General features: G+C 33.8%; 12 protein-coding genes. 11 read left to right on the top strand and 1 reads right to left on the bottom strand.

Annotated elements, in window-relative coordinates; all coding sequences use genetic code 11:
* Positions 1–185: 185 nt before the first annotated feature.
* Complete coding sequence (locus tag JC605_RS17660; RefSeq protein WP_198857467.1) at positions 186–1,364, top strand: serine hydrolase; 1,179 nt, start codon at positions 186–188, stop codon at positions 1,362–1,364.
* A 94-nt stretch (positions 1,365–1,458) separates the two neighbouring features.
* Here the strand turns inward: JC605_RS17660 and JC605_RS17655 are convergent, their stop codons facing one another.
* Complete coding sequence (locus JC605_RS17655) at positions 1,459–2,499, bottom strand: GntR family transcriptional regulator (RefSeq protein ID WP_198857466.1); 1,041 nt, start codon at positions 2,497–2,499, stop codon at positions 1,459–1,461.
* A gap of 387 nt (positions 2,500–2,886) precedes the next feature.
* On the opposite strand from JC605_RS17655, the gene rhaT reads away from it, so the two are divergent.
* The 10 genes from rhaT to JC605_RS17605 all read left to right on the top strand — a co-directional run bounded on the left by rhaT (position 2,887) and on the right by JC605_RS17605 (position 21,541).
* Positions 2,887–3,936 carry an L-rhamnose/proton symporter RhaT gene (gene rhaT, locus JC605_RS17650; protein WP_198857465.1) on the top strand — a complete coding sequence of 350 codons (1,050 nt, stop codon included), beginning with the start codon at positions 2,887–2,889 and terminating at the stop codon, positions 3,934–3,936.
* A gap of 31 nt (positions 3,937–3,967) precedes the next feature.
* Positions 3,968–6,112, top strand: coding sequence for a bifunctional aldolase/short-chain dehydrogenase (locus tag JC605_RS17645; protein ID WP_198857464.1), 2,145 nt, complete (start codon positions 3,968–3,970; stop codon positions 6,110–6,112).
* Between the two features lie 203 nt (positions 6,113–6,315).
* The gene (locus JC605_RS17640) at positions 6,316–7,590 is read left to right on the top strand and encodes a TIM barrel protein (protein WP_198857463.1); all 1,275 of its coding nucleotides are present in this window, start codon (positions 6,316–6,318) and stop codon (positions 7,588–7,590) included.
* Positions 7,591–7,728: 138 nt separating this feature from the next.
* Positions 7,729–9,090, top strand: a complete 1,362-nt coding sequence (locus tag JC605_RS17635; protein WP_198857462.1) for an FGGY-family carbohydrate kinase — start codon at positions 7,729–7,731, stop codon at positions 9,088–9,090.
* A gap of 96 nt (positions 9,091–9,186) precedes the next feature.
* Positions 9,187–9,927 (top strand): (Fe-S)-binding protein, encoded by a 741-nt coding sequence (locus JC605_RS17630; RefSeq protein WP_111425602.1) that lies wholly within the window; start codon positions 9,187–9,189, stop codon positions 9,925–9,927.
* 164 nt (positions 9,928–10,091) lie between these two features.
* Complete coding sequence (locus JC605_RS17625) at positions 10,092–11,492, top strand: lactate utilization protein B (protein ID WP_198857461.1); 1,401 nt, start codon at positions 10,092–10,094, stop codon at positions 11,490–11,492.
* Entirely contained in the window at positions 11,485–12,072 is a 588-nt protein-coding gene (locus JC605_RS17620) for an LUD domain-containing protein (RefSeq protein ID WP_198857460.1), read from the top strand. The genes JC605_RS17625 and JC605_RS17620 overlap by 8 nt, the downstream gene beginning before the upstream one ends.
* A gap of 423 nt (positions 12,073–12,495) precedes the next feature.
* On the top strand, positions 12,496–16,428 hold the full coding sequence (locus JC605_RS17615; protein WP_233074153.1) for a two-component regulator propeller domain-containing protein: 3,933 nt from the start codon (positions 12,496–12,498) through the stop codon (positions 16,426–16,428).
* 636 nt (positions 16,429–17,064) lie between these two features.
* Positions 17,065–18,462 carry a hypothetical protein gene (locus JC605_RS17610; RefSeq protein WP_198857458.1) on the top strand — a complete coding sequence of 466 codons (1,398 nt, stop codon included), beginning with the start codon at positions 17,065–17,067 and terminating at the stop codon, positions 18,460–18,462.
* 46 nt (positions 18,463–18,508) lie between these two features.
* Positions 18,509–21,541, top strand: coding sequence for a TonB-dependent receptor (locus tag JC605_RS17605; RefSeq protein WP_198857457.1), 3,033 nt, complete (start codon positions 18,509–18,511; stop codon positions 21,539–21,541).
* Positions 21,542–21,547 lie beyond the last annotated feature (6 nt).

Raw genomic sequence — 21,547 nt, 5'->3', positions numbered from 1 at the left:
TGGTTTTAAGCCGAATATATTTGTATGATTATATGACCTGAAATATAATAAAAAATGGGATTTAAAATAATTATAAAATTCTTAATCATTTTACTTGACTTATTATCAAGTTGTTTTGGCTAAATTTATTGCTAAAAATACTTGATGAAAGTATAATGATTGTCAATGCTTAATAAATTAAAATCATGAAAAACCTTCTTTTAATTGTTTTTTTTATAAGTATAAATTCTCTTCAAGCACAAAATTCTGCCATAAAAAGGCTTGATGGGAGTACAATTTCAACAGATAGTTTAACAGCAACAATTGAAAACTTAATGGGTAAAGCCGATGTAAAAGGGCTGGCTGTAGCTATCTTTAACGCTAAAAAGCCTGTTTATATGAAAACTTTTGGCTTTAGTAATGTTGAAACCAAAAAGAAGTTAGAGTTGCAGACCAATCTTTATGGTGCTTCTTTAAGTAAAGCCGTATTTGCTGTTTTGGTTATGAAATTGGTAGAAGAGGGCTTGATAAGTTTAGATAAGCCACTTCAGGATTATCTGCCCAAACCTATCTATGAATATGATTTTAAAGTATGGCATGAAGATTTTAGAGAATTAAAATCATATCCAGAATATAAAAAGATAACAGCAAGAATGTGTCTAGATCATACATCTGGATTGCCTAACTGGCGCTGGTTTGAATCTGACGAAAAACTGAAAATTAAGTTTGAGCCAGGAACTCGATACAGTTATTCTGGTGAAGGACTCACGTATCTTCAGGTTATTCTAGAAAAAATCACGGGGAAAACTTTAGAAGAAATGGCTCAGGAAAAAATATTCAAACCGTTGAAAATGACAAATTCGAGTTATCGCTGGCAAGAAAAATTCGAAAAAGATTATGCATACGGGTATGATGAAAACGGAAAAATGCAGGAAAAAGACAAAGACAATGCACCAAGAGGAGCAGGAACACTAGAAACTACAATAGAAGATTACAGTAAGTTTATAACAGCAATTTTGAATAAAAAAATACTAAATGCTAAATCGTATAAAGAAATGTTTGGCCCACAGATTCGAATTCGTTCTAAAAACCAGTTTGGTCCAGGTGCATTAGAAGACGGAAATTGGAATGATAAAACAGAACTTTCCTATGGTTTAGGATGGGGATTGGTAAAAACGCCTTATGGTTATGGTGCATTTAAAGAAGGTCAGGGTTCAGGTTTTCAGAATTATAGCATTGTTTTTTCAGACAAGGGCATTGGCATGCTGATTATGTCTAACAGCTACAAAACAGGAGCAATAATGAAGTATTTACTGGAAACAGGAATAAAAGATACCTACACGCCATGGGAATGGGATCAATACATTCCTTATGATAAAAAATGAGTTTCTAAGTTTCTGAGATGCTAAGAAAAAAACTCAGTATCTTAGTATCTCAGTATCTTAGTATCTTAGTATCTTAGAAGCTTAGCATCTTAGATTAGATCGAATTTCTATCAATAAAATTAAAAGGAACTTTTACTTGACCTTTTTCTTTATTCAAGATCATTCTGGCTGCAGTTTCTCCCATTACATTAAAATCGGTTGACATTACAGTAATGCCAAGCAGGTCTTTTAAAGGAGTGTCGTTATAAGAGATAACGCCAATATCTTTTCCTAAAACAAATTCTTCATCGCGAATTTGTTTTACTAAATTCACTAAGTCAGATTCTTCAATCGTGATAAATAAATCTCCTTTTTTAAGGATCATATCATCATAAACTTCACTTAGAATTTCAAAATTGATTTCGTGTTCTACGCAGAATTTTCTAAATCCATGTAAAATTCGTCTCGGGTAAGGATAAACGGCTTTGTCTGGATAAACTAGAATTAAACGTTTGTATTTCGATATTTTAGAAAGCCCTTCGATTAGAGCATTATATATGTCATTTTCAAAATCCTGATAAATTTTGATTACTTCATCTCCAGCCCCAAGTTTTATATTATCTAAAATAACCAGCTTTTCTTGCGGAATGTTTTTAATAGCATTAACAACATTGTCTGTAAAACTGGAATGTTTTAATTCTTCTGTTTTAAAATGCGTTGTAATGACATAATAATCGTAAGCGCCTTCAAACTTATCTAAGATGTTTAAAAATAAGGTTTCGTCGCAGTGGTAAATTTGAAGGTCAACATGTGCATTTGCTCCTAGAGTATCAATAAACGAACTGTATGTTTTCATTTTATATGAACTCAATTTATTAGTCAGGAACAGAACATTAACCTTAGATTCAAGCTTTGTTCGGGTAATGTAATAACCTTTTCCTCTAATGGAAGAAATGATTTTCCGCTCTTTTAAAATATTGTAAGCTTTCTCAACAGTATCACGAGACATATAAAATTCTTCGCTGAAACTATTTATAGATGGAATTTTTTGATTGATTTTTAAATTTCCGTTGGCGATGTTCTGAAGAATAGAGTCAACAATTTGTTTGTATTTAGGAACTCGTGAATCTTCGTCTATTTTAATAAGCTTAATCATGTTCATTGTTAGGAAATTTGTTTGGCATTTCAGCAAAACTCTTTTTAAATTCTAAATAATTTTTAAAAAATCACTTTTTTTAAAAAATCTGTTGCGTAGAATCGTTTTAGGCAAGAAAAAGAGAATTTGACAAGGCTTGTAATCTTTTTTTTATAATTTATAAATTTTAAACCGAATGAGGAATCAATAATTACGAAATCGATTGCTAAAGTAGCCATTTTAAATTTATTTACCCAATAATTACAGATTGTTATTTCTAATATTCTTTAGTTTTAACAAAAAATATAAAATACGTAAAGGATAGTACAGGACAGTTTTGTTTTTGACATTCTCTTATTTTACAAAACCAAATCACTATCTAACAAACCAAAAACTAAAATTTATTAAATGGAATCATTATTAGGAATCATTTTTCATTCTATCGGAGGATTTTCTTCAGGTAGTTTTTATATGCCTTTTAAAAAAGTAAAGGACTGGGCTTGGGAAAGCTATTGGCTAGTAGGAGGATTTTTCTCTTGGCTAATTGTTCCGCCAATTGCTGCCTATTTAACGATTCCGCATTTTGGTGAAATTATAGCTGCAGCTTCTCCATCAATAAAAACGTTTACATTTTCAATGGGACTTGTTTGGGGAATTGGCGGTTTAACTTATGGTTTAGGCGTTCGCTATTTAGGAATGTCTTTAGGAAACTCAATCACATTAGGATTTTGTTCTGCATTTGGAGCTTTAGTTCCTTCAATTTATTATGATTTTGTTCCAACAGAAGGAAAAATTTCATTTTCTCACATGCTTTCTCATTCTGGCGGACAGTTGGTTTTATTAGGTGTTGTAGTATATCTAGTTGGAATTGCTATTTCTGGAAAAGCAGGAATGCTGAAAGAAAAAGATTTTGCAACAGGCCATGAAGATAAGGATAAAGACTTCAATCTGGTAAAAGGTTTGATTGTAGCAGTGATTTCTGGAATTTTAAGTTCATTTTTTAATTACGGAATCGAAGCTGGAAAACCAATGGCAGAACAGGCTTTAATAAATGGAGCAAATCCGTTGTTCCAAAACAATGTGACTTATGTTGTCTTGCTTTGGGGAGGATTAACGACCAATTTTATCTGGTGCCTTTATTTGAATTTTAAAAATAAATCAATCAAAAATTATACTGATAAATCTACTCCAATAACAAAAAACGTTTTGTTTTCTGCTCTTGCTGGAACCATGTGGTTTTTACAGTTTTTCTTTTACGGAATGGGGGAAAGCAAACTTGGAAATGGTGCTAGTTCATGGATTTTACATATGGCGACCATTATTCTAACAGCAAACTTTTGGGGATTTTACTTGAAAGAATGGACAGGGGTTTCTAAAAAAACAATGAGAACTTTTTTCTGGGGAATTGGGCTTATTATGCTTGCAATCGTTTTGGTAGGAATTGGTAACTCATTATAAAAATAATTCAAGAAATAATTTTAAATACTATATGTCGAATACAAACACAATTAATAATATGAATTTTAAGCATGTAAGCTACCTTTGGGATGAAGCTAAGGCAGCAGAATTAGCAGGTGATGAAGTAGCGCTTTTTATTTATCGTTCTAACTTGTTAGGAGCTGATTTAAGATTAACCAACTACGGCGGTGGAAACACTTCTGTTAAAATTACAGACAAAGATCCTCTTACTGGAGAATCTTCTGAAGTAATGTGGATTAAAGGTTCTGGCGGTGATATCGGAACGTTGACAAAATCTGGTTGTGCGGCTTTGTATTTAGATAGACTTCGTAATCTTGAAAACGTTTACAGAGGTATTGAGTTTGAAGACGAAATGGTAGAATTATTCAACCACTGTATTTTCGATTTAGCTTCAAAAGCACCTTCTATTGATACACCTTTACACGGATTTCTTCCATTCAAACATATTGATCACTTACATCCAGATGCGGCAATTGCAATCGCTGCTGCGAAAGATGGAAAGAAAATCACAGAAGAATTATTCAACGGAGAAATCGGTTGGGTAGGCTGGCAACGTCCAGGATTTGATCTTGGTCTTCAGTTGAGAGCTTGTCTAGAGGAAGCAGAAAAAAACGGTAAAAAACTACGCGGAATCATGTTAGGTTCTCATGGTTTATTTACTTGGGGAGATACTGCGTTTGATAGTTATATCAATACGCTGGAAGTAATAGAGAAATGTGCTTCTTACTTAGAAGATAATTACGGAAAAACACGTCCAGTTTTTGGAGGTAAAAAAATCGACAGCCTTCCAGAAGCAGATCGTAAATTAAAAGCAGCAAAAGTAGCTCCAATTTTAAGAGGTTTCTGTTCATCAGAACGTCAGATGATTGGTCATTATACAGACGATGCAAGAGTTTTAGAATTCATTAATTCTAATGATTTAGCAAAATTAGCTCCATTAGGAACATCTTGTCCAGACCACTTCTTGAGAACTAAAATCAGTCCTTTGGTTTTAGAATTAGATCCAAACGAAGACTTATCAGATGTTGCAGCTGTAAAAGCAAAATTAGCTCCAGCATTCGAAGCATATCGTGCAATGTACAAAGACTATTACAATGCATGTAAAAAATCAAATTCGCCAGCAATGCGTGACCCAAATCCAGTGGTTATTTTATATCCTGGAGTTGGTATGTTTACTTTTGCTAAAGATAAAACAATGGCGCGTTTGGCATCTGAATATTATATCAATGCAGTAAACGTGATGAAAGGCGCTGAAGCAGTTTCAGAATATACTTCTTTACCACACCAAGAAGCTTTTGATATCGAATATTGGTTACTAGAAGAAGCAAAATTACAGCGTATGCCAAAACCAAAAGCATTATCTGGAAGAGTAGCTTTAATTACAGGTTCTGCAGGCGGAATTGGTAAAGCTATCGCTAAAAAATTCGCTCAAGAAGGTGCTTGTGTAGTAATTAATGATATTAATGAGGAGCGTTTAGAAGGTGCAACAGCAGAGTTTATTAAGGCTTTTGGTAAAGATGCAGTTTCAAGCACTTTGTTGAATGTTACTGATGAAGTAAGCACAGAAAAAGCATTAGACGAAGCTTGTTTAGCTTTTGGAGGTGTTGACATTGTGGTAAATAATGCAGGAATCAGTATCTCAAAATCTATCGCAGAACACACTTTAGAAGAGTGGGATAGATTATACGATATTTTGGTTAAAGGACAATTTATTGTTTCTAAAGCCGGAATCGAAGTAATGCGCAAACAAGGTTTTGGAGGAGATATTGTAAATATCGTTTCTAAAAATGCTGTTGTTGCTGGTCCAAATAACCCAGGTTATGGTTCGGCTAAAGCTGCTCAAGCGCACTTAACACGTTTAATGGCTGCAGAACTTGGAGCAGATAAAATTCGTGTAAATACAGTAAATCCTGATGCTGTAATTTCAGATTCAAACATTTGGTCTGGAGGATGGGCAGAAGGTCGTGCAAAAGCATACGGAATTACAGTTGAAGAACTTCCGGCTTACTATGCAAAACGTACGTTATTAAATGAAATCATATTGCCAGATGATATTGCCAATGCTTGTTATGCTTTTGTTGGAGGTTTACTAGGTAAATCTACAGGAAATGCCTTAAACGTAGACGGTGGCGTAGCCATGGGCTTTTATAGATAAAGATTGTTTAGGTTTTTTATATAAGTTTGTTTAAGCAAAAGTGGTTTTTTGTGGTCTAGCGTTCGAAGTCTTTCGAACGTTAGATTTTTTTAGCATATAACAATTCGCTTTAACAAAGAAAACTTAACAAAAAAGTGAAGTAAAACGGGAGTTCACAGCGTATAAAGTTATATATTGTAAACTCTATTAAAATATCAATAACTATGTTAATCGGATCAAACCACATCGAATCTCATAACGAAGATTTATTAAAAAAACACCAAAATAAATTAGTTTTTACAGCATCAGAAATAAATGATACAGAAGCGATTATTCAAAAATTAATCGACTTTCAAATTGCAATTCCATCTTGGGCTTTAGGTACAGGAGGAACAAGATTCGGACGTTTCGCTGGTGGAGGAGAACCTCGTTCATTAGAAGAAAAAATTGAAGATGTTGGTTTGCTTCACAAATTAAATAATGCTTCTGGTGCGATTTCACTTCATATTCCGTGGGATATCCCGACAGATTACAAAGCAATCAAAACACTAGCAAATCAGCACGGATTGAAGTTTGATGCGATGAATTCGAATACGTTTCAAGATCAAGCAAGTTCTGAGCACACTTATAAATACGGTTCTTTACAAAACGTAAACAAAGCAGTTCGCAAACAAGCAATTGCCCATAATATTGAAGTTATTAAACACGGGATCGAATTAGGTTCTGAGTCTTTAACAATTTGGCTGGCAGATGGTTCTAACTTTCCAGGGCAGTTAAATTTCAGAAAAGCGTATCAAAATACATTAGAAAGTTTAGAGGAAATCTACGATGCATTGCCTTCAAACTGGAAATTATTTTTAGAATATAAATGTGCTGAGCCTAACTTTTATTCTACGACTGTAGCAGATTGGGGGCAGTCTTATTCGTATGTTAAAAAGTTAGGCGACAAAGCGCAGACTTTAGTTGATTTAGGTCACCACCTTCCAAACGCTAATATTGAGCAAATCGTTTCTTTATTATTGATGGAAAACAAACTAGGAGGTTTCCACTTTAACGATTCAAAATACGGCGACGATGATTTAACAGCGGGAGCTTTAAAACCATATCAATTATTCTTAATTTTTAATGAATTGGTTGAAGGAATGGATGCAAGAGGAATGAATCACGCCAAAGATTTAGGCTGGATGATCGATGCTTCTCACAACATCAAAGATCCGTTAGAAGATTTATTGCAGTCTGTTGAAGCGATTATGATTGCTTATGCGCAAGCACTTTCTGTAGACAGAAAAGCATTGGAACAAGCACAAGAAGAAAATGATGTGGTAAAAGCGCAAGAAATTCTTCAAAACGCATTCCGTACAGATGTTCGCGCATTAGTTGCAGAAGCTCGTCTTCGTTCTGGAGCGGCATTAAATCCGGTAGGATTATATCGTTCACTTCAGGTTAGAGAAAACCTAGTTGGCGAGAGAGGTTTAAAAACAATGGCCACTGGGTTGTAGTTATAAGTTATGAATTATGAGTTATAAGTTGAGTCTTTTTGTGTTTTGTACTAAAAACATAAAAAGACTTAGCTTAAACATAAAAAAGCATAATTCAAGAACTCATAACTTATAACTCATAACTCATAATTAGAATAAATGAATGTAGTTGCGATTTTTGATATTGGTAAAACAAACAAAAAGGTTTTTTTATTTAACGAAAATTATAAAATTGTCTGGGAAAAATCGGTAAATCTGGAGGAAACCACAGACGAAGACGGATTTCCGTGCGAAGATATCGAAGTGCTTAAAAATTGGATTTTAGATCGATTATCTGAAATAAAAGAGCTTAAAGATTATGTTTTAAAAGCCATCAATTTTAGCACTTACGGAGCAAGTTTTGTTTATATAGACGAAAATGGAAAAGTTTTAACTCCTCTGTATAATTATTTAAAAGATTATCCAGAGGATTTAAAAGCTGATTTCTATGAAAAATATAAAGGAGAAAAAAAGTTTGCTGTAAAAACAGCTTCTCCAGTTTTGGGCAGTTTAAATTCGGGAATGCAGATTTACCGCATAAAAGAACAAAAGCCCGAAATATTTGAAAAAGTAAAATACTGTCTGCATTTGCCTCAGTTTTTAAGTTTTCTTTTAACGAATGAAGCATACGCTGATATTACAAGTATTGGCTGCCACACCAATTTGTGGAATTTCAAAAAAATGAAATACCATAAATGGCTGAAAGAAGAAGGTATTTCAGATAAAATACCGCCAATTCATTTTGGTAAAGATGTCATTATGACCCGCGAAAATATTGCAATTGGAGTTGGTCTTCACGATAGTTCATCGGCAATTATTCCTTATACAATCAATTTTACAGAACCTTTTGTTTTATTGTCTACAGGAACTTGGAGTATTTCTTTAAATCCGTTCAACAACAAACCTCTAACGTTTGACGAATCGCAAAACGACTGTTTGTGCTATATGCAATATACTGAGAAACCTGTAAAAGCGGCTCGTTTATTTGCAGGAAACGAACACGAAGTGCAGACCAAACGCTTGGCAGAACATTTTAGGGTTCCTGTTGATACGTACAAAGAAGTTTATTTTGATAAAAAAATAGTAGCCAATTTACGCGCACTTAACTATCAGATTTTCTATCCAAAAAAATACAATTTTGATATCCTGAAAGAATGCCCTTTTCAAAAAAGAGACCTTTCACACTATAAAAATTACGAAACCGCTTATCATCAATTAATGTTAGATTTGGTAGAACAGCAGGTTTTTTCTACCAATTTGGTCATTCATAACAGTCCAGTAAAAAAGATTTTTGTGGATGGAGGTTTCAGTAAAAATTCGATTTACATGAATTTATTGGCAGAAGCTTTTCCAGATGTAGAAGTTTATGCGGCCTCGATGGCGCAGGCAAGTGCTTTGGGAGCTGCGTTGGCAATTCATGATAATTGGAATCCAAAACCAATTCAGAACGATTTAATTGACTTGAAATTCTATAAACATTAGGTAAAAACGGTCTGTATGTTGTAAATTTGCTGAGAAACGTATTTTTTACATTTTTACAGTACACGCCTAAATGAACAACACACTAAATACTACAACATGAAAATTGGACTTTTTATACCTTGTTATGTCGACCAATTTTATCCAAAAGTAGGAATTGCAACCTACGAATTGTTACAAAAATTAGGTTGTGACGTCGAATTTCCGATGGGACAGACCTGCTGCGGACAACCAATGGCAAATAGCGGTTATGCACATTTAACGAAAGGATGCGATGCCAATTTTATTGCCAATTTTTCTGGATTTGATTACATAGTCTGTCCTTCTGGAAGTTGTGTTTTGCATGTAAAAGACCATTTGCATGACGAAAAACAAGAAGAGAAGGCAACGGCAATTAGAAATACAGTATATGAACTTACTGAGTTTATAACCGATGTTTTAAAAATTGACCATATAGATGGAAGATTTCCGTATAAAGTCGGAATGCACGTAAGCTGTCACGGTCAGCGCGGTTTAAAGCTTTCGCAGATGTCAGAATTAAATGCACCATTTTTTTCTAAGCCAGAACAATTATTACATGGTATAAAAGATCTTGATTTGGTTGCTTTAACGAGAAAAGACGAATGTTGTGGTTTTGGAGGTACGTTTTGTGTGACCGAAGAAGCAGTTTCTGTAAAAATGGGACAAGATCGTATTAAAGATCACGAAAGTCATGATGTGGATTATATTACAGGCGGAGACATGTCTTGCTTGATGCATTTGGACGGAATTCTGAAAAGACAAAAAAGCAGAATTAAAACCATTCATATTGCCGAAATATTAAATTCACTCGAAAACTAATATAGATGTTGAGTATAAAATTTAACCGCAAAGTGCGCAAAGTTTTACGCAAGGTTCGCAAAGTTAATTTTAATCTTTGCGAACTTTGCGCTTTTTCCTTTGCGAACTTTGCGGTTAAATAAATCATTATAAACATTTCAAAATTGACTTTTAAATAATTAAAAATGTCATCAGAAAAAATAATACAGCACAGCGAAGCCGCGGCAAAGTTCAATAAAGACGTAGAGCGTGTCAATTGGCATGATGAAACACTTTGGTTTGTGCGTGCAAAAAGAGATAAATCAGCACATCAAATTGAAGATTGGGAACTGCTCAGAGAAACAGCTTCTCAAATCAAATTAAATGTGCTTTCTAATATTCACGATTATTTAGTTGAATTTGAAGCGAATGCGCAACGAAATGGGATAATTGTACATTGGGCAGCCGATGCCAAAGAACACAATGAAATTGTACATTCTATCATGGCTAAACATGATGTAAAGCAAATGGTGAAATCCAAATCGATGCTTACAGAAGAATGCCATTTAAATGATTATTTAGCCGAAAAAGGAATTGAAGTAATCGATTCTGATTTGGGAGAATATATTGTTCAGCTTCGAAAAGAACCGCCAAGCCATATTGTACTTCCGGCGATTCACTTAAAGAAAGAAGATGTAAGCGAAACTTTTCACGAACATTTAGGTACAGAGAAAGGAAATTTCAACCCGCAATATTTGACAGAGTCAGCGCGTCATAGTTTGAGAAATACTTTCTTGACTAGAAAAGTGGCTTTAACAGGAGTCAATTTTGCTGTTGCAGAAACAGGAGAATTTGTGGTTTGCACCAATGAAGGAAATGCCGATATGGGTGCGCATTTAGCAGACGTTCATATCGCTTGTATGGGATTTGAGAAATTGATTCCGAAAAGAGAACATTTAGGTGTTTTCTTGAGATTATTGGCAAGAAGCGCAACTGGACAGCCAATTACTACTTTTTCAAGTCATTTTAAAAAGCCAAGAGACGGAAAAGAAATGCATATCGTAATTGTAGACAACGGAAGAAGTACACAATTAGGAAGAGAAGATTTTAGAAATTCCTTGAAATGTATTCGTTGTGGTGCGTGTATGAACACTTGCCCAGTTTATAGACGAAGTGGTGGACACAGTTATCATAATGCTGTTGCAGGACCAATTGGTTCTATTTTAGCACCAAATTTAGATATGAGCAAAAATGCCGATCTGCCTTTTGCCAGTACGCTTTGTGGTTCTTGTACTAATGTTTGTCCTGTAAAAATTGACATTCACGATCAATTGTACAAATGGCGTCAGGTTTTGGTAAAAGAAGGACATACTCCGACGGCCAAAACTGTAGCGATGAAAACGATGGCAACGGTATTAGCAAATCCAACGGTTTTTAATATTGCTGGAAAATCAGGTAGATTTGTAATGAAGAACATTCCAGGAATGGTCAATAATAAGATGAATAAATGGTACGATCAGCGCGAAATGCCAGATGTTCCAGAAGAATCTTTTAGAGAATGGTACAAGAAAAATTCGCGAGAATCTAAAGAAAAAGGAAATGAGTAGTAAAGGCGAAATTTTAAAAAGAATAAAAGCAAATCAACCAGAATTGGTTTCAGAACTACCAGATTTAAATCTTTTAGGTTCAGAACAATTTGATGTATTAGAAACCTACAAAACGGTTTTAAAAGGAATTGGTGGTGATCCTGTAGAAGTTGCCGATTATAACGAAATCATCAATTACATCAAATCCAATTATAATCTCGAAAAACGATTAATTACAACGCTTCCAGAGCTTTCTGAAATTGCTTCTTTAGATTGGAAAGCAGTAGATCCGCATTCGCTTCAAGATGTTGAATTAACGGTTGTAAAAGCACATTTTGGCGTGGCAGAAAACAGCGGACTTTGGGTTACAGATGATATTTTAGGACAGCGTGTTGCGCCTTTCATAGCACAATATTTAGCGATTATAGTTCATAAAAAAGATCTTGTGCCAACCATGCAGCAAGCGTATCAAAGAATCGGAAACATGGAATACGGTTTTGGAACTTTCATCGCTGGTCCGTCAAAAACGGCTGATATTGAGCAGTCTTTGGTTCTCGGAGCTCATGGAGCAAGAGGTTTGATTGTGTTTATATTGGATTAATAAAAAATAATAGAAGGGGAGCCTGTCTCATTTTTTGAGACGGGCTCTTTTTTTATGCATCATTCTATGATTTTTTAAGGACCATAGCCAATGGTTTCAATCATTGGAATGTAATATAAGACCTAATGCAAAATTCAAATGATTGAATCTTTGGACTTTATAAGCATAGAAAAGAGGTAAGAATTAATTTATCAAAAACAACATATCAGAATAAAATCCTGCAACTTCGGTGCAGAAATATGCTTTTGGTCTAAAATTTAAGGAATCTAAGCAAAATTATCTTATAATTGTGCTTATTACACAAACCAGAAAACCAAACTCATTTTGAAGCCTTTTGTTCTATATTTTCTATTTTTATTAGGGTTTTCTTCTTCCCTACATTCACAAGATTACCCCATCAAATTCCTTGACATATCAGATGGTTTGTCTAACAATTCCATAATTACAATTTACCAAGATAAAGAAGGGTATATGTGGTTTGGAACCTACGATGGTTTAAACCGATATGACGGTTATAATTTTAAAGTTTTTAGAAACAGAATAAACGATAAAAAATCACTTTTGTTCAATACAATCTACAATATTGAAGGTGATTCTAGAAATAATATTTGGGTAGGAGGAACAAGCGGAATCTGTATTTACGATAAAACAAAAGCGTCTTTTCATACCGTTAAGTATACGTTGTGGGATGATAAACCAAAAGTGCTTCAAGATATTATACATCAAATGCGTTCGGTTTCAGATAATTTAGTTTTAGTCGCTTCGCAGAAATTAGGTTTATTGGCTTTTGAAAATGGTTCTTTTATAGGGAAACATATTCCTTTAAATGCATTAGGAAATAGAATTACGATTTCTAATTACGATGCCATTGCAATTCAAGAAAATAAAGAGAAATCGGGATGTTGGATATACGTTCGCAATGTTGGAGTTTGTACTTATGATTATAAAGCAAAAGACTTAAAAATTGTTTTCCCGCTTTCGATAGGAGTAAAAGCGATGAAACTTTCTTCTGATGGAAATCTTTTATTAGGAACCGACGAAGGACTTTTTTTATTAAACACAAAATCGGGTTCGATTTCAGAAAATTATTTTTCGAATAAGTGTAGCGTTACTGATGTTTTGGTGGATAAAAAAGGAATAACTTGGGTGACGACAGACGGATGCGGAATATTTTACATTAATCCAAATACTAAAAAACTTCTGCCTTATAATGAACAATTAGCCAAAAGCAATTCGGTTTGGAGTCTATATGAAGATAAATCGGGTAACAAATGGTTTGGCTCGCTTCGTGGCGGAATAAGTATGTTGAGCGATACTCCAAAGTATTTTAAAAGTATTCGATATAATGCTAAAGATCCTGCCGACAATTTTATTTTATCTTTTTGTGAAGACGAAAAAAAGAATGTTTGGGTAGGTACAGACGGCGCAGGTTTAAAATATTGGGATAGAAAAAACAATTCGTACACCAATTATGGAAATTCGCTTTCCAGTCCTTTTATTACCGGAATTGTTCGCGATAATAATAACGACATTTGGGTTTCTACTTGGGCGGGAGGAATCAATAAAATAAGCAAGAATACGAATAATGTAAAACACTATTCTTGTTATAATTCTCATACAAAGCAAACCGAGAAAAATATCTGGTTTGTATTTAAAGATTCAAAATCAAATATTTGGGCAAGTGCTACAAATGAAGGTTCGTTGTACCTTTTAAATAGAAATAAAGATGCTTTTGAACTTTTTGATAAAAGGATTGATAACCTGCAATGCATAACCGAAACTTCAGATGGAAAGTTATGGGCAGGAAATTACACTTCACTTTTGTCAATTGATAAAGAGACTAAAAAAATCACTAAAAAAGCGATTGGAAATCCTATTAGATGTATTTATGAAGATAAAAATAAAAATCTCTGGATAGGAACTCAAGAAGGAGGTTTACTATTATTTGATAGAAAAACAAATACTTTTAAAAGACAGACTATTGACGATGGTTTGCCTTCTAATACTATTTTAAGATTACTAGAAGATAATGAAGGCAACTTGTGGATGAGTACTTATAATGGAATATGCAGATACGATAAAAGAAGTAAAACCTTCCGTAATTTCTCTGTGAATGATGGACTTCAAAGCAATCAGTTTAGTTTTAATGCCGGAATCAAACTTTCATCTGGCGAATTTCTTTTTGGAGGGATTAACGGATTTAATATTTTTTACCCTAAATCGATAAAAGGCTTCAATCAAAAGAATACTATTTTACTGACTGATTTTTATGTCAACAATCAGTTGATTGAAGAAACGAATGCAGAAGTTGCTACCGATTCTGATAAAATTAAAGAGGTTAGTTTAGAATACGATCAAACGACTTTATCATTAGAATTTGTTGCTTTAGATTACAACAATGCAGACAAGATAAATTACGCTTACTTTTTAGATGGTTGGGATGAGCAATGGAATTATGTGGGACAGACCCGAAAAGCAAATTATTCAAGACTTCCTGAAGGAAAATATACTTTTAAAGTTAAAACAACCAATTTTAAAGGAGGTTGGAATAAAGAGGTCAGTCTCATTTCAATAGAAGTTTTGCCGCCTTGGTACAGAACCTGGTGGGCCTATACTTTATATCTTTTAGCAATTGGCGGATTATTGTTTTTATATCTCGATTACAATAAAAACAAAGAAAAATTAAAATATAAGGTCAAAATCGCTGAGCTTGAAAGCAAGAAAGAAAAAGAGATTGCAGAAAAGCAGTCGTCTATGTTTACTTATATTTCGCATGAATTTAGAACACCGCTTTCGCTAATCATAAATCCGTTAAAAAAAGCAGTACAGAAAGAAAATGTCGAGAACGGTTCTTCTGGAAGCGATTTGGCTATTGCGCATCGAAATGCCAGAAGATTATTGAGTTTGGTAGATCAACTGCTTTTATTAAGAAAAGCCGAAAATGATGCCGATGCTTTGCGTTTATCTCCAATTAATGTAAATAATCTTTCTAATGAAGTTTATCAATGTTTTGTGAATCAGGCAAAAGATAAAAACATCAATTATAATTTTACAATTCCAAATCATGAAATTACTATAATTGGCGATTATGAAAAGATAGAAATTTCATTATTCAATTTAATGTCAAATGCTTTTAAATACACACCAATTGGAGGTGAAATCAATCTGACTTTGACAGAAAACGATGAAAAGGTTTTTCTAGAAATATCGGATAACGGAGACGGAATTGATAAGAAAGACATTGATGTTATTTTTGAAAAATTCAAACAGATTAATTCAAAAGTTTCTGTTGGAACCGGTTTTGGTATTGGACTTTATATTGTTAAATATTTTGTTGACAAACATAAAGGATCTGTAACTTGTAGCAGTGAAGCTGGAAAAGGAAGCACTTTTAAATTGGCATTTTTAAAAGGAAACAGTCATTTTGAAGATGTAGAAATTACCAATGAAAAACCGCAAAGAAGCCAATTGTTTGACGAATTAATTCCTGATGAAATAGAAGAACCGATTTCGACAGCAACAACTTCAATTGCAGATAGCGATTTCAAAAAGACCATGTTAACCGATAAACGCACTGTTTTAATCATTGATGATAATGCAGAAATTCGAGCTTATCTAATTAAGCTTTTTGCTGATAGTTACATTGTTTATAGCGTAGAAAATGGCGAAGAAGGTTTAAAAATGACTAAAAAACATATGCCAGATCTTGTCATTAGTGATATTACTATGGAAGAAATGGATGGTTTAGAATTATGTCGAAGAATAAAAGAAGACAACACCTTATCGCATATTCCAGTTATTTTATTGACAGCATCTAAAAACCCAGAAACGCATTTGCAAGGAATTAATGAAGGTGCAGATGATTATATCACCAAACCTTTTGACGATGATATTCTTACGGCTCGTGTTGAATCTTTACTAAGAAATCGTCATAATCTACGCACTTATTTCTTAGACAGTATTACATTAAAAGAAAACACGCAGAAAGTTCCGGTCGAATATCAGCAGATGCTTAAAAAATGTATCGAAATTGTTGAAGCTAATATTCATAAAAAAGATTTTACAATTCGAACTTTCGCCCTAGAAATGGGAATGAGTCATAGAACGCTTTATACCAAAATCAAAATTATTTCTGGGCAAACTTTAAATGCTTTTATCCGTTCATTGCGAATTAGAAGAGCAGCGATGTTGATGTTGACTGAAGATATGAACATCACACAAGCAAGTACAGAAGTTGGATTTGAAGATCCAAAATATTTCAGACAGCAATTCGTAAAACTTTTTGGGATGACTCCTTCAGAATATATTAAAAAGTATAAAACGTCATTTAATTCTGACTTGAATATCATCAAATAATGCAGCTAACATTATTTTGTTACTGCATTATTTTCTTGTTTTTTAAAAAATCAATTAAAATCTTCTATTCAACTTAAACGTTTTAGCTGAAAAAATGCTGTTTTTTCAATAATTATAAATTTCTCAAAAATACTGTCTTATTTTTTAATAGTCTTTAAAATTTATTTCAAAATAATAGTTAATTGCAATTTTGACCTCCTTTTTTTTCCAATTTACCCCTCCTTAAAAGTGTTATTTAAACATTTCTTTGCGGTAATAGCAATCACGAATTAGATTATTGCTGTTAGTTATAAGTGTTAATATCAAGATAGTTTGTTATCTGTTTAAAGAGGTGAGCACTCTTTAAATTTTAGATCAGTAATGATTGGTTTGCGTTACTTATCAGCCCGCAGTTTAAAAAAGATAAACTGCGGGTTAATTAAAAAAGACACTTATACAATTTGAAAGGAAATTAAAAAAAGGAAATATCTAACAATTAACCAAACTCAATAGAATATGAAAATGACCACTTAATTATGTAATGCTGTTTTTTTCTGCCTCAGACAAAAAATAGTAAAACCTTGAATAACCTACAAAATTAAAACAAGCTTTCATTTTAGAAAGAAAACTAACTAACCTAACCTTAAAACTAAAGAAATGAAAAAAAATGTATTTTTATTTTTTCTTGCCCTTTTTGGCTTTCTTGTAACCGGATGTCAAAATAATGAATCAGGATTTCCAAGTTCTGATAATCCTACGGTGGTAGTTTCTACAAAAGAGATTTATGGAGCTCCGAGTAGAAAATTTGAAATCAAAGCTGCACTTGCAGACGATTTAGGATTAAAAAGTGTAGAAATTCAAATTCCAGAATTATCACTAGATAAAGTAATTAGCTTTAAAACAGATCCGCTTTTAAAAACTTACGATTTAAGTTACTTTTTTGAAGTTCCTGCAAATAGAGGAACTTCTGAATCTTTTAAAATAAAATTGGTAATTACAGACGTTTCTGGAAATGTTGTAAACGAAGAAATCAATTTACGCCTTGATGGTGAATTTGCACCGCCAAGCATTACAATGATAACACCAAAAGAAGGTGCAGTTATCTTGTTGTCTACAAGTAATGAAATGCCAGTAAATTTTGTCGTAAACGACGATTCAGGAATTGATTATATACAAGTAAAATGTGAGGCTCTTGGCATTGACGAAATGATACAGTTAACAGATTCTCCTCAATCTTATACTTTCAACAAAACCTACACTTTGCCTGTAACTGCTGCAGATTATGTATTAACGATTACTGCAAAAGACAAATTTGCAATTCCGAATACAGGATCATTAAACGTAAATATTGTAGCAACAAACGAATATCCTGCAATTTATTTATGCGATCAGCCAAAGGGAACAAACCTAACGACAGATGCAGTGGGAGTTCCAATGTATTTCCATGAGAAAGACGGACAAGATTTCGAATTTAAATATTATGCTGACAAAGACAACAAAGAAGTTTATTTCTTAGGTCAAGAATCAGATTTTGCACCGCATTGTTTTGGTTTAAATGCAGCTGGAGAATTAGTAGATGATGTGACTTCAACAGCAATTATTTTACCTACAAAAGGATATTATAAGATTAAAGTAAATCCAAATACACTAAAATATACTGTAGAGAAATATACACCAACAAGCAAAGTTTGGGCAGATGTTGCAAACGGTTTATGGCATGATGATGCTGCACAAAGAAAACCATTCGTAAGTGTTTGTGGTGGCGGAATCGACGGTGCAAACTGGGATACATGGAATGCTTGGGTAGTTACAAAACTTCATCTAGCAAATAATGCAAGCAATCCATATCAATTAGTTGGAGAATATACTTTAACAGGAACTCTAGAAGCAACTTTTACAGGACAATGGTGGGATCCATCTTGGAGGTTAATCAAAAATGGTATTGCAACAATGTCGCCAGGAGAAAACGGAAATGCTAAATATCCTGCAGCACCTGGAGTTTACAAAGTAGTTTTAGATACTGAGTTGGAAAGAGTATTTATAACAAAAAAATAGTTGGTTATAACCTTGTTGTAACATTTAATAAATAAAACAGCTTAATATGAAATTTAAATATATAGGATTTTTTATTGCCCTTTTGTGTACTGCTGTATCTTTTGGACAAATAAAAATAAAAGGTACTGTTAAGGATAAAGCCAATGTGCCGATTCCGGGAGTGAATGTAATGGTGAAGGGAACTTCAACATCTGCAGCAACTGATTTTGACGGAAATTATGTAATCAATGTTCCAAATAAAAATGCGCAAATCGAATTTTCATTCGTTGGTTTTACTTCTCAAGTTGTACCAGTTGGCGATAAAACAGAGATTAGTGTAGTAATGCAAGAAGCTAGCCAAGCATTAGATGAGATAGTTGTGGTAGGTTATGCGGCGGTTAAAAAGAGCGATGTAACGAGTTCGATATCTTCTGTAAAAGGAAAAGAATTGCAAACTATGACTGTTGGTAACGTTGCCGAATCACTTCAAGGAAAAGTTTCTGGGGTGCAAGTTACAGGACAAGGTGGTCCAGGTGCACAACCAAGAGTTTTAATTCGTGGTATTTCGACTTTAAACTTAAACACAGATCCGCTTTACGTAGTTGACGGAATTCCGATGGGAACGAGCATTAATTTCTTAAGCAATAACGAAATTGAATCTTTGGAGGTTTTAAAAGATGCTTCTGCAAGCGCAATTTATGGTTCTCGTGCTTCGAATGGAGTTATTCTGATTACAACTAAAAAAGGAAAAGTTGGAAAAACTAGATTCAACTTTGATTTGAGCTCTGGTATGCAGATAATGAATAATCCTTACAATATGGCAGATGCCGAAGGTTATGCGAGAATAATGAACACGGCTTATAACAATTCAGGTTATTCAGATTATCTTCCGAATCCTTCTCAATACAGAGGAAAAACAACAGATTGGTGGAAAGCGGGAATTAGAACTGGAACCCCTGTTACAAATGCTTCATTAGGTGTAACTGGAGGATCTGATAAACACACTTACGCTATAAGTTTAAACTATTACGATTCTGATTCAATGTATGGTGTTGGAGGTTGGGAAAGAGTTACAATGAGAATCGCAAATGATTTTAAATTCACAGATAAATTCTCAGCAGGAATCACTTTAAACCCTCGTTATGAAACTTGGGGAGCGCCAAACAATTGGGCAGATTTTGATAAAATTGATCCAATTACGCCAATTTACAAACCAGCAGACCAGTTAAGCGGAACTGAAAATGAATACAGCATTTATGCAAGATCTCCTTCTTACGTATGGAATCCAGTTGCTGCCGTAAAACGTTATGATGATTATACCAATAAGTACAACTTAAATACGAACGGATATTTGCAATACGAGCCAATCAAAGGTTTAGTATTTCGTACACAAGCGTCTATTGAAGTTGGAGATGAAACAAGAAATAAATTTACGCCCGATTTTGTAATTGATGCAGCACACGAAAAACAAGAAATCAATAGTGTTGAAAAATGGAATACTACAAATGTTGATTGGACTTGGCAAAATACGATTACCTATTCTAAAAAATTTGCAGAAAAACACAATGCTTCTTTGATGATTGGTAACACAATGGAAGAATACAATGGAAATAATCTTTGGGGTTATGGTGAAGGTGTTCCAAACAATTCAGATTCAATGAGAGAGCTAAATGCAGCTACTAAAAACAAAGACAGTAAAGGTAACAGCTGGTCTAGTTCGTTGATGTCTTATATTTCTCGTTTTTCTTATAATTACGATGGTAAATACTATTTCACAGGAACATTTAGACGTGATGGTTCTTCTAAATTCATGACCAATAACAAATGGGCAAATTTCCCTTCGGCATCGGTTTCTTGGAGAATTTTAAACGAAGGTTTTATGGAATCTGCAAAAGATGTAGTTAGTGATCTTAGATTAAGAGCAGGATGGGGTAAAGTAGGTAATCAAGGTTTGCCAGATGCGGTTTACCAATCTAATATCGGGCAAAATTATTATACAATTGGTGGCGAAGTAGTAGATACTTCTTATCCGTCTTCAATGGCAAACAAAGACATTAAATGGGAAACGGTAGAAGATATGAGTTTCGGACTTGATTTCGGATTTTGGAAAAATAAAGTTTCAGGTTCATTGGAATATTATCAAAAAGAAACCCACGATATGTTGTTCTTAAAACAGTTTCCAACTTACAGCGGATTTCCAGGATATTCAACTATGTGGACAAATGTTGGTTCTATGAGATCAAGCGGTATCGATTTATTGCTTTCTTATAAAGATAAAAAAGGCGATTTCTCGTATGGTGTAGACTTGACTTTTACAACCGTAAATGTTGAAATGCTGACGCTTTCTGCTGATGGCGAGAAACTATATGGATCTGGAAACAGAACTTTGACTGTAAAAGGCGATGTGCCAGGATATTTCTACGGATATGTTGCAGATGGATTATTCCAAAACCAAACCGAATTAAACTCACATACAGATCAACACGGAACCAAATTACAGCCGTATGCACAAGTAGGAGATGTTCGTTTTAAAGATGTAAACGGTGATGGAAAAATTGATGAAAAAGACAGAACAAAAATTGGTTCTCCTTGGGCAGATTACAACGTAGGTCTGAATTTAAACTTTGGTTATAAAAACTTTGATTTAGTTGCTAATTTCTATTCTAGCATTGGAAACGAAATTGTAAACCAAAACATTTCAGATTTATATAATGGAGCAAGTCTAACAAACAAAGTTAGCGGATTAGAGCAAATGGCTTGGCATGGTGAAGGAACTTCAAATTACATTCCGCGTTTATCAAAAGATGATAACAACGAAAACTTTACCAAATTCTCTTCTCTTTATGTTGAAGACGGTTCTTTCGTTCGTATGAAAAATTTACAGTTAGGATATTCTTTCTACAACAAATTTGGTTTAGATAAATTAAGAATTTCATTGTCTGGGCAGAATTTATGGACATGGACAAAATACACAGGAGTTGATCCTGAAGTAGCCGGAGGAGATCCTGATAAAGGAGACAGAGTAAAAGGATCAGGTTTTGGAGGATGGAACTATCCAGTACAGCCAACAATCTTGATGGGGCTTAATGTTGCATTTTAATCAAAA

The sequence above is a fragment of the Flavobacterium sp. IB48 genome (assembly GCF_016405855.1).
Classification (GTDB): Bacteria; Bacteroidota; Bacteroidia; order Flavobacteriales; family Flavobacteriaceae; genus Flavobacterium; species Flavobacterium ginsengisoli.
This window is presented reverse-complemented; position numbering and strand designations above follow the sequence as displayed.